Raw genomic sequence first — 13,095 nt, 5'->3', positions numbered from 1 at the left:
GTTGAAGTGGTATCCTTTTGCTTTTTTTGCAAAAGATTTAACGAAAGACGCGACGGTAAATTTTTATTTACCGACACGCCCAAAATATTATTGAGTTTTTAGAATTTTTGTTTGTTCGTTTATTGCTCTCAATTTTAATGTTATTATTGCAATTATAAAATAAATAAGTGTTAATAGCCAGAGATGGTTCCACTCGGAGAGTACTTGTGTAAAGGAGGCTTCCATTTGGGTTAATTTGACGAATCCTTTTATACCTGAAGTTGATGGTAATAATTTTGCTAATTCTTGATAAAAGGGATAAAAGTTTTCTGTGGGAAATGATAATCCACTTAGCATTAAAGAGGGTATAGAGACTAAAACTAAAAACACTATTGAATCTTCTCTCCTTTTAAATAATGAACTAATTGCTATACCTAAGAAAATAACTGATGTTAAATATGGTAATGCAAAAAGGTAAACGATAGGTAAGTTTGTTCTTAGAGGTATTGAAAAGATTGTATATATTAATCCAAATTGTATGGGAAGAATAACTGCAAATATTAATAAGTATATAGTTGATTTTGCTGCGAGTGTTGTTATTGTACCTCCTTTATTTAAAACTTGGGGAAATGTTTTAATTATTGTTTTATTTTCTTTTTGTGATCCGTTAATTATACCTATTCCCATAAGTAATACTAATTGCACAATTAATGCAGTTAACATTGGTGCCATATATGTTGCATAACCAGATGACGTATTGAATAAGCTTGTAGATATTGTTTTAATAGGGCTATATTCTTGTGTTGCCTGAGATACGGCTATTCCATTAGCCATTGTTTTTTTTATAACTATGCCTGCATTAAAATAACCTGTTGCTACTGATATATCTACCAATACTTTTTTATAGAAAATCATATTTGACGCATCACTAAATGAAGTGATAGTAGTTTGTGTTGAAGTTCTAATATCTTTACCAAAGTTTTGTGGTATGATTAGTATTCCCATTATTTTTTTAGAATAGTAATCTGTTTTTGCTTCTTGTAAATTGGTGTATGTAGCTATTGTTTTTATACCATCTGAGGCATTTAGCATAGCTATATAATCTCTACTTGTTTTTGAACCATCTTGGTTAACTATAGCAATAGGAACTTCAGTAATAATTTCGTTAGAATATATATAAGTATAAACCGCTAATATTATAAAGGCAACTGAAAAGAAAGTACTTATTACAGCTTTATCATTTTTTATAGCGTTCCATTCTGCAAGAAAGGCATTTTTATAAGAGAGTTTAGTTTTTTGATATTTACTGATTATTGTTTTCATAGCTTAAATTGTATTTGGGTAGGAGCCTTTAATTAGAAGTGATTTTAGTTTTTTGAATACTATAAAAACAGGAATTATTGTTAGAGCTACCAAAAATGCAATTGAATAGAATGAAAAATATACGGGAATACCACGTTGAGTTTGATCTAAAAATAAATTGAAAAAATGAGTGAATGGAAATAATTGACTTACCCATTGTAATATTTTAGGCATTCCATAAATTGGAAATGTAATACCTGAAAAAGATAAACTTACAGCTGCGAATCCTGATCCAAATGTTAGTGCCTCTCTAAAACTTTTGCTTATGGCTATAAACAAAATGGCGTATGCTTGCGAAGATATAATTAATAAAAATATACTTAAAATAATGGCTGCTTTATTTCCATTTAATGGGAAATCTCCCCAAATAAACATTGTAAACAACATAATTAAACCAACTAAAAAATACCATAAAGTATATGGTGTAATTTTACCAAATATTATTGTTATTAAATTTCCCTTACCAATGTTATACAATTTTTCGCCCTTATTGTATTTTAAATCATTTCCAAAGCAATAGATAGTAGTTAGGATTACAAATATTTGAAAAAAAAGTGTGAGAAACCCTGAGTTTAAATAATACGAATAATTTGTATAAGGATTTGAGAGTACGTGATTATTTGATGTTATTGGTTGATAATTTGTTTTTGCCTGGTTAATATAAACTCCTTGTTTAAGTTGTTTTTGAATATTTATACTTGCTGATATTGTTCCAATTGCACGTTTAAACGCTTTATTTTCTAAACCAGATGGTAGTAGTAAATTGCTATTAAATTGATTTAAGATTATTGCTTGTTTACCTTGTTTTAAATTTTTACCCAAGTTTTTTGTAATTGTTACAAGGCCATATACTTTAAGTTCTTTTATTAAGTTTTCGCCTTCTAATTGGTTGGCAGGTTTAAAACAAACTTTAATTTCTGGAGTTGCATCTAGCTGACTGATAATATTTCTAGAAATGGATGAATTATCTAAATCTATAACAGCAATTGGTAAATCTCTTGCTACACCATTGTGTAGTAAAGTGTGAAAAAACACCATTGATACAAAAGGTAATATTACTGCAAAAATAAACATAGATTTGTTATGAAATAGCAATCTAAATTCTCGCCTTACAATATGTAAAAATGATTTCATTCTTAATTATTAAATTGAGAATAATCAATTAATAAACTCATTCCGGGTCTTAGTTCTGGCTCTGCTTGAATTGGACTTGCTTTAATTTCAAAAGTTCTTATATCAAAATCACCAGTAGATTTAGTTGCATTCCAGGTTGCATAATCTCCCAAAGCAGCAACATAATAAATTTTAAATGTGATTTTTTTATTATTTAATGCTGGAATGGTTGCTGTAAATTTTGAATCTTTTTTAAAATTATATAAACTAGTTTCCTTAACATTTACAATGGCGTAAGAGTTTGATAAATCTACCAAATGAGCAACAGGGTAACCTACACCAATTAACTCTCCTTCTTCAGGTAAAAAATTTAATACTTCTGCATTAATTGGACTTTTTATATAGCGTTCGTTTTTATAACTTTCTAGTTCTGTAATTGCACCTTCAGCTCTTCTAACCAAAGCACTAGCTGCTTCAATATCTTCTGCTCTTGCTCCTTTTAAAGCTATTTGGTATTTATTATACGCGGCTTTTTTATCGTTAAGGGCAGCTTCTTTTTTGGCAAACATTTCATCTCTTTTTTGAGCTGAAACTACTCCGTCTTTAAATAAATTCTCTATACGTTCGTACGATTTTTGCATAACATTGGCTCCTGCAGTAGCTTTTTCATACAGATTCTTGTAGGCTTGTATTTCTTCTTTTCTAGCACCATTTTTAGCTTTAGATTTTTGAGCGTTGGCTGCATCTTTAGCTGCAATTGCTTGTAATTCTTTAGCATCAATTTCTGGGCTTTCTAAAGTAGCTAATAATTGCCCTTTTACTACACTTGTACCTTCTTTAACTTCAATGGTTTTTAACCGAGTAGGTAATTTGGATGATAAATAGATTTCTTTTGCTTCTATTCTTCCTTGTAATATTACGGTTTTAGGTTTGCTTATAAACCAAATACTTATTAATACTAAAATAGCAATGATAATTATGCTTACAGCTGATTTTATTACTTGTGAATTTTTCATATTAATATTAAATTTTGTTGAAGAAGTTTTCGGTTTGATTTAAGCTAACCATTAATTCGCCATAGGTTGAATTGTAATGGTACAGTGCTTTTATTTTAAATAATTTTATTTGAGTCATTTTAAGTGTGGCATCAATAACTTCGAGCGAAGTTCCTGTACCTTCTTCAAAAGCTCTAGTACGCATATACTTTAGTTTTTCGGCAAGCTCTTCATCAGTAGCTAAGCTATTGTATTGCTCATATTGTTTTTCTAATTGATTGTATAATTTTTCGGTATATGTGTTTAAATTTAGTTTTGCTTGTTTTTCTAATTGTTGAACCCGGATAACCTTATGTTTTGCAGCTTTTATTTTATGTTCTCTTTCAAAACCATTAAATATATTCCAAGTTGCGCCAACACCAACTACCCAATTTATATCTACAAGAGATAAATTGTCTTTCCATAAACTATGTTTTCCAAATAGCGCTACTTTTGGAAAGTATTCACTATTTTCAACTTTTACCCCAATTTTTGCAAGCTCTTGATTTTTTTCTAAGAATTTTAATTGTTCATTTTCTTGAATCATTTTTTGCTGAAATTCTTGCAAAGAAACTTGTATTGAAGGAACAATAAATTTTGTTGAAGCAGAATTAAAATTTTTTCCGCCAATTAAATTTTTAATAGCAGTTGTTGCTAATGAAACATCTTTTTTAGCAGCTTGTAATTCTCTTTTAGCATTGGATAATGCAACTTTAGCATTTAGAGTTTCAACTTCAGGAATAATTCCGTTTTCAAATAACTTAGTTGCGTGTTTACTATGAATTTCGATAGTCTCATATATTTTTTTTCGTAAATTTTTCGCTTCAATGGCTAGCTTTAATTTAAAGTAGTAATCTATTAATTTAATAGTAAGCGCATTTTCTTTAATTCTGTGTTCATTTTCAGAAAGTTCTAACTTTATTTTTGAAGCTTTATTCGCTGCATTTATTTTTCCACCAGCAAAAATTGGCCAACTAATATCTGCAGTAGCAAAGCCTAAGTTTTGATCAAGAACTGTAAAATTCCAATCACCCAATAACGAAGGATCTGGTAAGCCAAGTAAACCACTAACCATTGTACGTTCTTCATTTAAATCGAAACCAATGTCATTTTCTAAGTGAGCATACATACCCGAAATACTAAGTGATGGGTATTTTAACCCTTTCATAGCTTTTTGTTCTTCTTTTTTTGAATTGACTTCTTGTTGCGATGCGTTTAAATTTCCATTTTTAGACAACATTAAACTATACGCATCTTGCAGTGTTAATTCTTGAGCATTTATACAGTTTGCTATAAGTAGCGTTAGAAATACTATTTTATTTATTAAAGGTTTAAAAAACCATTTTAAGCTAGAATTCATTTTAATTCGGTTTTTTTAAAATATTTAATATGTTTTGTGTTAGGTATTGAACATCACTATCTGCTATGGTTCCATTAGCAAATGCATTTTTAAGGTTGAAGTGAATATAATCTACTACATACATAAATAGATGAAAATGTATTTGAAGTATACTTACATTTTTATGAATTTCACCAGTTTTAACTCCAATATTTTTAATGATTTCTATTAGTGCGATGTTTCGATTTTTTAAATCATCGTTTACATTAAAATTATTATTGTGTAGTAATTGATAGTAAAATTTAGAAGCTTCAGCTTCGTTTAAAGCAAAAACAATTCTATTTTGAATAAAAGCTTCTATTATTGAACTTGCGCTTGTTGGGTTTAAACCAATTAAAAATTCAAGTTCATTATTAAGTGCAACAACTTTATCGTAATATAATTCTTCAATTAATGCTTGTTTACCGCTGTATAGTCTATATAAATAACCGCCACTTACGTTTGCGTTTTTTGCTATCATAGCAATAGTGGTTTTTTCAATACCATAATCAACTATAGTTTTCATAGTGGCATTTTTAATTCTAACTAACTTATCTTCATCTATTTTACGAGCCATATTTGTTTGTTTTTTTAGTTTATGTAAATATATGAATAAACATTCATTCATTTATTAATTGCTTATTGTTTTTTATTAGGTGAAATATTCTATTTAATTTTGAATTAAATAATGAGGTATGTACGCAATTTTAGATTGTAATAGTTTTTATGCTTCGTGCGAACGAGTTTTTAATCCATCTTTAAAAGATAAACCTATTGTGGTTTTATCTAATAATGATGGTTGTGTAATTGCGCGTAGTAAAGAAGCTAAAAAATATGTGCCAATGGGAGCAGAGGCTTTTAAATTTAAATCTGCTTTTGAAGAAAATAATATTCAGGTATTTTCTTCAAATTACTCTTTGTATGGAGATTTAAGTTCAAGAGTAATGTCTGTATTAAATAAATTTTCTCCAAGTGTAGAAGTTTATTCAATAGATGAAGCTTTTTTTAAATTAAATCATATTAAAAATGAAGATTTAAATACATACGCTTTAGAAATTAAGCGTACGGTTGAAAAATGGGTTGGAGTTTCTGTTAGTATTGGTGTTGCACCTACAAAATCACTAGCAAAAGTAGCTAATAAGATTGCTAAAAAATATGATAAAAAAACTGGTGGAGTTTATACAATTTTAACCAAAACTCAGAAAGAAAAAGCTTTAAAGTGGACTAATGTTGAAGATGTTTGGGGTATTGGCAGGCGAATTTCAAAAAAACTAATTCAACATAAAGTAGAAAACGCATACCAGTTTACCCAGCTTCCAGATGAGTTTGTTCGAAAACAGTTTTCAGTTGTAGGTTTGCGATTAAAAAAAGATTTAACGGGTGAGCCAACAATTGGGTTTGAAAAATTTCAAACTAAAAAAAATATAGCAACAACTAGAACCTTTGAATACGCGTTAAAAACATACCAACCTATAAAAGAACGTATTGCTACTTTTGCAAATGCTTGTGCAGAAAAATTACGTAAACAAAACTCAGAAAGTAGGTTTTTATATGTATTTTTAAAAACAAGTAAATATGTGGATGAACGAATTAGTAAAGGTACAGTTATAGCTTTACCACACGCTACAAATTCGAGTATTACAATATGTCAATATGCTATAAAAGGGCTTGAAAGTATTTATAAAGAAGGATATAAGTATAAAAAAGCAGGTGTAATTGTTATGGGAATTCAACCAGAAAGTCAACATCAATTTTCATTATTTGATGATGTTAATCCCAAACATAAAGTTATTATGAATGTAATTGATAAGTTAAATTTAAAATATAGTAAGCCTAAATTAAAAATAGCAAATCAAGATTATAAAACGTGGAAAATGAAGCAAGAATATTTGTCGGCTAGATTTACAACAGCTATTGATGAAGTAATGGAAATTAATTGTACAAAATGAAACAAAAAGCAATAGATAAAATTACAATTTTTAAGCCTGAAAAATCTAATATAACAATTAGACCAATTGTTAATGAAGATATTGCAGCAGGTTTTCCTTCGCCAGCAGAAGATTTTAAAGAAATTAGAATTAGTTTAGATAAAGAATTAATTAATAATGAAGATGCTACTTTTTATGCTCGAGTTAGAGGAAACTCTATGATAGATGCAAATATAGAAGATGGAGATTTATTAGTTATAGATAAAAGTATTGAGGCTAGAGATGGTAAAGTTGCTGTTTGTATGATTGATGGCGAATTTACCGTAAAAAGAATAAAAATGGGAGAAGATTGTTTATATCTAATGCCTGAAAACAAAAGTTACGAACCAATTAAAGTTACTAATAGTAACGAGTTTATTGTTTGGGGAATTGTAACGTATGTTATAAAAAAACTATAAAAGGGCTTCTAGAATAGAAACCCTTTTAAATATTTTAATCTCTTAAAACACTTCTAGAAATTACAATTTTTTGAATTTCAGAAGTACCTTCATAAATTTGAGTAATTTTAGCATCACGCATTAAACGTTCTACGTGATATTCTTTTACAAAACCATAACCACCATGTATTTGTACAGCTTCAACAGTAACATCCATAGCCATTTCGGCAGCATATAATTTTGCCATTGCACCACTTAAATCGTAGTTTTTGCCTTGGTCTTTATCCCAAGCAGCTTTCATACATAAATGACGAGCAGCTTCAATTTGTGTAGCCATATCAGCTAATTTAAAAGCAATAGCTTGGTGTTTGCTAATTTCTTTACCAAAAGCTTTACGTTCTTTAGAATATTTTAGAGCTAATTCATACGCTCCAGAAGCAATACCTAAGGCTTGAGAAGCAATTCCAATACGTCCACCAGCTAAGGTTTTCATAGCAAATTTAAATCCGAAACCATCTTCGCCAATTCTATTTTCTTTAGGTACTTTAACATCAGTAAACATTAAAGAGTGTGTGTCTGAACCTCTAATACCTAGTTTATTTTCTTTAGGTCCAATTTCAAACCCTGGAGTTCCTTTTTCAACAATAAATGCATTGATACCTTTGTGGCCTTTGTCTATATCGGTTTGAGCAATTACCAAATACACACTTGCATTATTTCCGTTAGTAATCCAGTTTTTAGTACCATTTAATAAATAATGGTCATCTTTTTCAAAAGCTGTTGTTTTTTGTGATGTAGCATCTGATCCAGCTTCTGGTTCACTTAAACAAAAAGCTCCAATAATTTCACCTTTGGCTAAGGGAACTAAATATTTTTGTTTTTGTTCTTCACTACCAAAAGTTTCTAACCCCCAACATACTAAAGAGTTGTTTACCGACATTACTACTGAGGCAGAAGCATCTATTTTTGAAATTTCTTCCATTGCCAATACATATGAGACAGCGTCCAATCCGCTTCCTCCATATTTAGGATCGACCATCATACCTAAAAAACCAAGTTCTCCCATTTTTTTTACTTGTTCCGTAGGGAATTTTTGGTTTTCGTCACGTTCAATTACACCTGGTAAAAGCTCGTTCTGAGCGAAATCACGAGCTGCATCACGAATCATGATGTGTTCTTCAGATAAATTAAAATCCATAATTAATAAAAGTTTTAAATAATTGATTGATATTTCTCAAATATAGGTTTTTTTTTATATTATTTTTATTAAATATGCAAAGCGAAGAAAAACCGTAACAATGAGTAAAATTTGGAAAGTAATTGGCTTAATGTCTGGAACATCATTAGATGGTGTAGATTTAGTGTATACTAAAATCTCTAAAACTGGCGAAAAGTATACTTATGAAATCATTAATTCAGAAACGATAAGGTACCCTAAATTATGGGAAGACACACTTAGAAATGGGTTTTATAAATCTATAGAAGAATTAAACTTGCTAGACATTAAATACGGTTCTTATTTAGGAGAATTAATAAATAAATTTATTTCAAAAAATAATATTGCCGAAGTTGATTTTATTGCTTCTCACGGTCACACAATTTTTCATAAACCAGATGAAGGGTATACACTTCAAATTGGTGATGGGCAGTCAATATGCAATACAACTAAATTAAAAGTTGTTTGCGATTTTAGAACTCAAGATGTGGAGCTTGGTGGGCAAGGAGCACCATTAGTTCCCATAGGAGATAGGTTATTATTTTCGGCATATGATTACTGTTTAAATTTGGGTGGTTTTGCTAATATTTCTTTTGAAAAAAATAAAGAACGAATTGCTTTCGACATTTGCCCTGCAAACATTGTATTAAACCATTATGTAAAAAAACTAGGGTTTAATTATGATGATAAAGGAGAGATTTCAGAAAAAGGAATTGTAAATGAAAATTTACTTAAGGATTTAAATGAAATGAAGTTTTATAGTTTGCCAGTTCCAAAATCTTTAGGGTTCGAGTTTGTTACTGAAAAAGTTTTTCCAATTATTGATGCTTATAAATTAGAGATTAAAGATATTTTAAGAACATTTGTTGAACATATTGCAGTTCAAATAAATTTGGTTTTAAAAAAATCTGAGGCAAAAAAAGTTTTGGTTACTGGTGGCGGAGCATTTAATATTTTTTTAATGTTGCGTTTAAAAACTTTAACAAAAAGCACGGTAATAATTCCAAATAAGGCTTTAATTGATTATAAAGAAGCTTTAGTTTTTGCATTTTTAGGAGTGTTAAGGGTTGAAAATCAGGTGAATTGCTTAAGTAGTGTAACTGGGGCTGCCAAAAACCATTCATCAGGAAAAATATTAACATTCAAGCACTAAAGATTTAGTATATTTGTTGGCTTTTTAGAAGTAAAAAAATAATTTTTATATATAATAAACATAAATTTCATGGAAACATTAATTATTCTAATTTTTATTGGAGGGTATTTAGCAATAGCATTAGAACATAGTTTAAAATTAGATAAGTTAATTCCTGCATTGGCAATGATGGCCATTTTGTGGGCGTTAGTAGCTTTTGGAATAGAAACCTTCCCAAATTGGTTTGATTCAGCAGGGCATAAATTAGTTGAAGGATTTTCAAGTTTTTCTGCTGATGAGAAACATCATCTGTTAGAAGAAACATTATTACATCATTTAGGTAAAACAGCGGAGATTTTATTCTTTTTATTAGGAGCAATGACCATTGTTGAAATTATTGATTATTTTGATGGTTTTGCTACCTTTAAAAACTACATTAAAACAAAAAACAAGAAAAAATTATTATGGATTTTTGCTTTTTTAGCTTTTATTCTTTCTGCAATTATAGATAACCTAACGGCTACTATTGTACTAATTACAATTCTGCAAAAAATTATAGACGATAAGAATACACGTTTATGGTTTGCTGGTTTAATTATTATTGCTGCAAATGCTGGAGGAGCTTGGTCTCCAATTGGAGATGTTACTACTACAATGCTTTGGATTGGTAAAAAAGTAACTACGGCTAAATTAATAGAATATTTAATTGTTCCTTCATTATTATGTATGGCAGTTCCTACTTTTATAGCATCATTTATGAAGCCTTTTAAAGGGGAAATAAAAAATGTTATAGTAAAAGAAGAAAGTGCAACAAATAAATACGGCCCAACCATGTTGTATTTAGGTTTAGGTGCAATTATGTTTGTTCCAATATTTAAAACAGTAACACATTTACCGCCATATGTAGGTATGATGTTATCATTATCTGTTGTTGGTATTTTTGCTGAAATTTATAGTAGATCTCAATTTAGTATTTCAAGTGCTGTAGATACTGAAGGTCAAGACTCTGCAGGTTACCATAGCCCTGTGCATAAATCATTAACAAAAATTGAAATGCCAAGCGTATTATTTTTCTTCGGAATTTTAATGGCAGTTGCGGCATTAGAATCTTTAGGAATGTTGTTTATAGGAGCTGAATCTTTAAAAACAATTATTCCAAATACGGATATTGTAATTATGTTACTAGGTGTAGGTTCTGCAATTGTAGATAATGTACCGTTAGTTGCTGCAAGTATGGGAATGTTCCAAGAACCAGTAGATAGTCATTTATGGCATTTTATTGCATTTTCTGCAGGAACAGGGGGAAGTATGTTAATTATTGGATCTGCAGCTGGAGTTGTTGCTATGGGAATGGAGAAAATTGATTTTTTCTGGTATTTCAAAAAAATAAGTTGGTTAGCAGCAGTTGGTTTTATTGTTGGTGCCGCTGCATTTTTAGGTTTAACAGCAATTTTTTAAAAAAATATAAAACTTTAAAAAAACCAAGAGAATACTCTTGGTTTTTTTTATTGAACATAACTAAGCAATTTTCAGAAAAAATATTCGTTAAAGAACAATAAAAATAAATCTATGTTATTAAGTATGTTACAAGATTCAACTGAAGTTTTAGCAGATGCTATTTCAGAAGAAAAAACACTATCTATCTATAAGTTAATTATGGATGGTGGTATTGGAGGCCAAATTATTATAGCATTATTAGTAGTGTTATTAACCGTTGCCCTTTATATTTATTTTGAACGATTTTTTACTATTAGAGCTGCTTCGAAAACAGATAGTAATTTTATGAATCAGATAAGAGACAATGTATCACATGGAAAATTAGATGCTGCAAAAATGTTATGCACTCAAACTAATTCACCAGCATCTCGTTTAGTTGAAAAAGGAATTTCAAGAATAGGAAAACCTTTAGAAGATATTAATACAGCTATCGAAAACGCAGGTAGATTAGAAATTTATAAATTAGAAAAAAACGTACCAGTATTAGCAACTATTGCTGGTGCAGCACCTATGATTGGGTTTTTAGGTACTGTAATAGGTATGATTGTAGCTATACACGAAATAGCAAATGCAGGAGGCCAAATAGATATAAAAATGCTTTCTGATGGTTTGTATACGGCAATGACAACTACTGTTGCTGGTTTAATAGTTGGTATTATTTCATACATTCAATACAACCATTTAGTAGTACGTACTAATAAAGTTGTATATGAAATGGAAGCCAAATCTGTAGAGTTTTTAGATCTTTTGAACGAACCTATTTAATATGAATATTAGAGGAAGAAATAAAATAAATCCAAATTTCAATATGTCGTCTATGACGGATATTGTGTTTCTGCTGCTTATATTTTTTATGATAACTTCAACCTTAGTAACTACAAGTGCTTTAGATATTTTATTGCCTAAAGCAAGCGGTAAAACTGAAAATAGAAAGTCTGTTTCAATAAGCATTACTAAAAAATTAGCTTATTATATAGATAATAAAAAAGTAAGCGAAAAAAGTTTGGAACGAGATTTGTTAGCTTTATTAGCAGGTAAAGATAATCCAACTATTGTTTTAAGAGCCGAGCAAGGAGTGCCTATTGAAAAAGCTGTAAAGGTTATGGATATAGCAAACAGAAATAGATTTAAAGTAATATTAGCAGTTAGACCAAAATAAATTATGTCAAATATTTTAGATACAAAAAACAAACGAAAATCAGCTGCAATAACAAGTGTAATTATGAGCTTGTTGTTAGTTGGTGTTTTCTTTTTTGGATTGAATTATTTAGACCCGCCAGAAGAATATGGTATTGCTGTAAATTTTGGAACTTCGGATTTTGGTAAAGGAGATATTCAACCAACAGAACCAATAAAAACTACAACTCAAGAAAAAGTTGTTGAGGAGGAAATTGAAGAGGTAGAAGAAGTAAAACAAACGGTAGACAATACAAACGATGTTACTGAAGAAGTTATAACTCAAAATACCGAAGATGCTATTGCAATAAAAAAGAAACAAGAAGCAAAGAGGAAAGCAGATGAAGAAGCTCGTATTGAAAAGGAACGATTAGAAGCTATTGCAAAGAAAAAAGCGGAACAAGATGCTAAAAAGAAGGCTTTAGATAATTTAATTAATGGTGTTAAAAATTCTGACGGAACAACTACTGGTGGTCAAGGAAATGATAATATTAATGGTGATAAAGGTAAAATAAATGGAGATCCAAATGCCGATGGTTATTATGGAAATGGTGGTAGTGGAGGAAATGGAAACTATAACTTAGGAAACCGAAAACCTTTATCCAAACCAAAACCAAAATATGATTGTGATGAAGAAGGTTTGGTTGTTGTTAGAATTGAAGTTGATAGAAATGGTAAGGTAATAAAAGCTTCTCCAGGAGCAAAAGGTACTACAAATACAGCACAATGTTTATTATCTCAAGCAAAATTAGCTGCATTAAAAACAAAATGGAATGCAGATTCTAAGGCGCCTTCAAAACAATTTGGAACTATTAAATATAGATTTTCATTATCTCAATAAAT

13 protein-coding genes are annotated in these 13,095 nt (G+C 29.6%); 7 read left to right on the top strand and 6 right to left on the bottom strand.

Annotated features, from left to right (window positions below):
* Positions 1–87 precede the first annotated feature (87 nt).
* The 5 genes from BLU40_RS16555 to BLU40_RS16535 are packed head-to-tail and all read right to left on the bottom strand — an operon-like array spanning position 88 to position 5,443.
* The gene (locus BLU40_RS16555; protein WP_090126334.1) at positions 88–1,302 is read right to left on the bottom strand and encodes an ABC transporter permease; all 1,215 of its coding nucleotides are present in this window, start codon (positions 1,300–1,302) and stop codon (positions 88–90) included.
* Positions 1,303–1,305: 3 nt separating this feature from the next.
* Positions 1,306–2,475 carry an ABC transporter permease gene (locus BLU40_RS16550; RefSeq protein WP_090126331.1) on the bottom strand — a complete coding sequence of 390 codons (1,170 nt, stop codon included), beginning with the start codon at positions 2,473–2,475 and terminating at the stop codon, positions 1,306–1,308.
* Positions 2,476–2,477: 2 nt separating this feature from the next.
* Positions 2,478–3,470 carry an HlyD family secretion protein gene (locus BLU40_RS16545; protein ID WP_090126328.1) on the bottom strand — a complete coding sequence of 331 codons (993 nt, stop codon included), beginning with the start codon at positions 3,468–3,470 and terminating at the stop codon, positions 2,478–2,480.
* 7 nt (positions 3,471–3,477) lie between these two features.
* On the bottom strand, positions 3,478–4,848 hold the full coding sequence (locus BLU40_RS16540; protein ID WP_090126325.1) for a TolC family protein: 1,371 nt from the start codon (positions 4,846–4,848) through the stop codon (positions 3,478–3,480).
* Between the two features lies 1 nt (position 4,849).
* The gene (locus BLU40_RS16535) at positions 4,850–5,443 is read right to left on the bottom strand and encodes a TetR/AcrR family transcriptional regulator (protein ID WP_175454822.1); all 594 of its coding nucleotides are present in this window, start codon (positions 5,441–5,443) and stop codon (positions 4,850–4,852) included.
* Between the two features lie 118 nt (positions 5,444–5,561).
* Here BLU40_RS16535 and BLU40_RS16530 point away from each other — a divergent pair, with 118 nt between their 5' ends.
* Both BLU40_RS16530 and BLU40_RS16525 read left to right on the top strand, forming a co-directional pair.
* Complete coding sequence (locus BLU40_RS16530; protein ID WP_090126319.1) at positions 5,562–6,815, top strand: Y-family DNA polymerase; 1,254 nt, start codon at positions 5,562–5,564, stop codon at positions 6,813–6,815.
* Positions 6,812–7,252 carry a LexA family protein gene (locus tag BLU40_RS16525; RefSeq protein ID WP_090126342.1) on the top strand — a complete coding sequence of 147 codons (441 nt, stop codon included), beginning with the start codon at positions 6,812–6,814 and terminating at the stop codon, positions 7,250–7,252. Before BLU40_RS16530 ends, BLU40_RS16525 begins: the two co-directional genes overlap by 4 nt.
* Positions 7,253–7,286: 34 nt before the next feature.
* Here BLU40_RS16525 and BLU40_RS16520 read toward each other — a convergent pair whose 3' ends face one another.
* Positions 7,287–8,429, bottom strand: coding sequence for an acyl-CoA dehydrogenase (locus BLU40_RS16520; RefSeq protein WP_090126316.1), 1,143 nt, complete (start codon positions 8,427–8,429; stop codon positions 7,287–7,289).
* A 100-nt stretch (positions 8,430–8,529) separates the two neighbouring features.
* On the opposite strand from BLU40_RS16520, the gene BLU40_RS16515 reads away from it, so the two are divergent.
* From BLU40_RS16515 to BLU40_RS16495, 5 genes are all read left to right on the top strand, one after another.
* Entirely contained in the window at positions 8,530–9,600 is a 1,071-nt protein-coding gene (locus BLU40_RS16515; protein ID WP_090126313.1) for an anhydro-N-acetylmuramic acid kinase, read from the top strand.
* Between the two features lie 69 nt (positions 9,601–9,669).
* The gene (nhaD, locus tag BLU40_RS16510; RefSeq protein WP_090126310.1) at positions 9,670–11,037 is read left to right on the top strand and encodes a sodium:proton antiporter NhaD; all 1,368 of its coding nucleotides are present in this window, start codon (positions 9,670–9,672) and stop codon (positions 11,035–11,037) included.
* Positions 11,038–11,148: 111 nt separating this feature from the next.
* Complete coding sequence (locus BLU40_RS16505; RefSeq protein ID WP_090126307.1) at positions 11,149–11,841, top strand: MotA/TolQ/ExbB proton channel family protein; 693 nt, start codon at positions 11,149–11,151, stop codon at positions 11,839–11,841.
* A 1-nt stretch (position 11,842) separates the two neighbouring features.
* A complete protein-coding gene (locus BLU40_RS16500) occupies positions 11,843–12,235 on the top strand; it encodes an ExbD/TolR family protein (RefSeq protein WP_090126305.1) in 393 nt (130 codons plus the stop codon).
* A 3-nt stretch (positions 12,236–12,238) separates the two neighbouring features.
* Positions 12,239–13,093 (top strand): hypothetical protein, encoded by an 855-nt coding sequence (locus BLU40_RS16495; RefSeq protein WP_090126302.1) that lies wholly within the window; start codon positions 12,239–12,241, stop codon positions 13,091–13,093.
* Positions 13,094–13,095: the final 2 nt, after the last annotated feature.

It is taken from the genome of Lutibacter oricola, assembly GCF_900106565.1.
Classification (GTDB): Bacteria; Bacteroidota; Bacteroidia; order Flavobacteriales; family Flavobacteriaceae; genus Lutibacter; species Lutibacter oricola.
Note: the sequence above shows the minus strand (reverse complement) of the source record. Positions and strands in the feature narration are given on the sequence as shown.

Excerpts from the sequence above, each read along its gene's own strand:
- BLU40_RS16530 (WP_090126319.1), top strand. The coding sequence starts at position 5,562 with ATGTACGCAATTTTAGATTGTAATAGTTTTTATGCTTCGTGCGAACGA.
- nhaD (WP_090126310.1), top strand. The coding sequence starts at position 9,670 with ATGGAAACATTAATTATTCTAATTTTTATTGGAGGGTATTTAGCAATA.
- BLU40_RS16515 (WP_090126313.1), top strand. The coding sequence starts at position 8,530 with ATGAGTAAAATTTGGAAAGTAATTGGCTTAATGTCTGGAACATCATTA.
- BLU40_RS16535 (WP_175454822.1), bottom strand. The coding sequence starts at position 5,443 with ATGGCTCGTAAAATAGATGAAGATAAGTTAGTTAGAATTAAAAATGCC.
- BLU40_RS16550 (WP_090126331.1), bottom strand. The coding sequence starts at position 2,475 with ATGAAATCATTTTTACATATTGTAAGGCGAGAATTTAGATTGCTATTT.
- BLU40_RS16520 (WP_090126316.1), bottom strand. The coding sequence starts at position 8,429 with ATGGATTTTAATTTATCTGAAGAACACATCATGATTCGTGATGCAGCT.
- BLU40_RS16545 (WP_090126328.1), bottom strand. The coding sequence starts at position 3,470 with ATGAAAAATTCACAAGTAATAAAATCAGCTGTAAGCATAATTATCATT.
- BLU40_RS16555 (WP_090126334.1), bottom strand. The coding sequence starts at position 1,302 with ATGAAAACAATAATCAGTAAATATCAAAAAACTAAACTCTCTTATAAA.
- BLU40_RS16495 (WP_090126302.1), top strand. The coding sequence starts at position 12,239 with ATGTCAAATATTTTAGATACAAAAAACAAACGAAAATCAGCTGCAATA.
- BLU40_RS16500 (WP_090126305.1), top strand. The coding sequence starts at position 11,843 with ATGAATATTAGAGGAAGAAATAAAATAAATCCAAATTTCAATATGTCG.
- BLU40_RS16540 (WP_090126325.1), bottom strand. The coding sequence starts at position 4,848 with ATGAATTCTAGCTTAAAATGGTTTTTTAAACCTTTAATAAATAAAATA.
- BLU40_RS16505 (WP_090126307.1), top strand. The coding sequence starts at position 11,149 with ATGTTATTAAGTATGTTACAAGATTCAACTGAAGTTTTAGCAGATGCT.
- BLU40_RS16525 (WP_090126342.1), top strand. The coding sequence starts at position 6,812 with ATGAAACAAAAAGCAATAGATAAAATTACAATTTTTAAGCCTGAAAAA.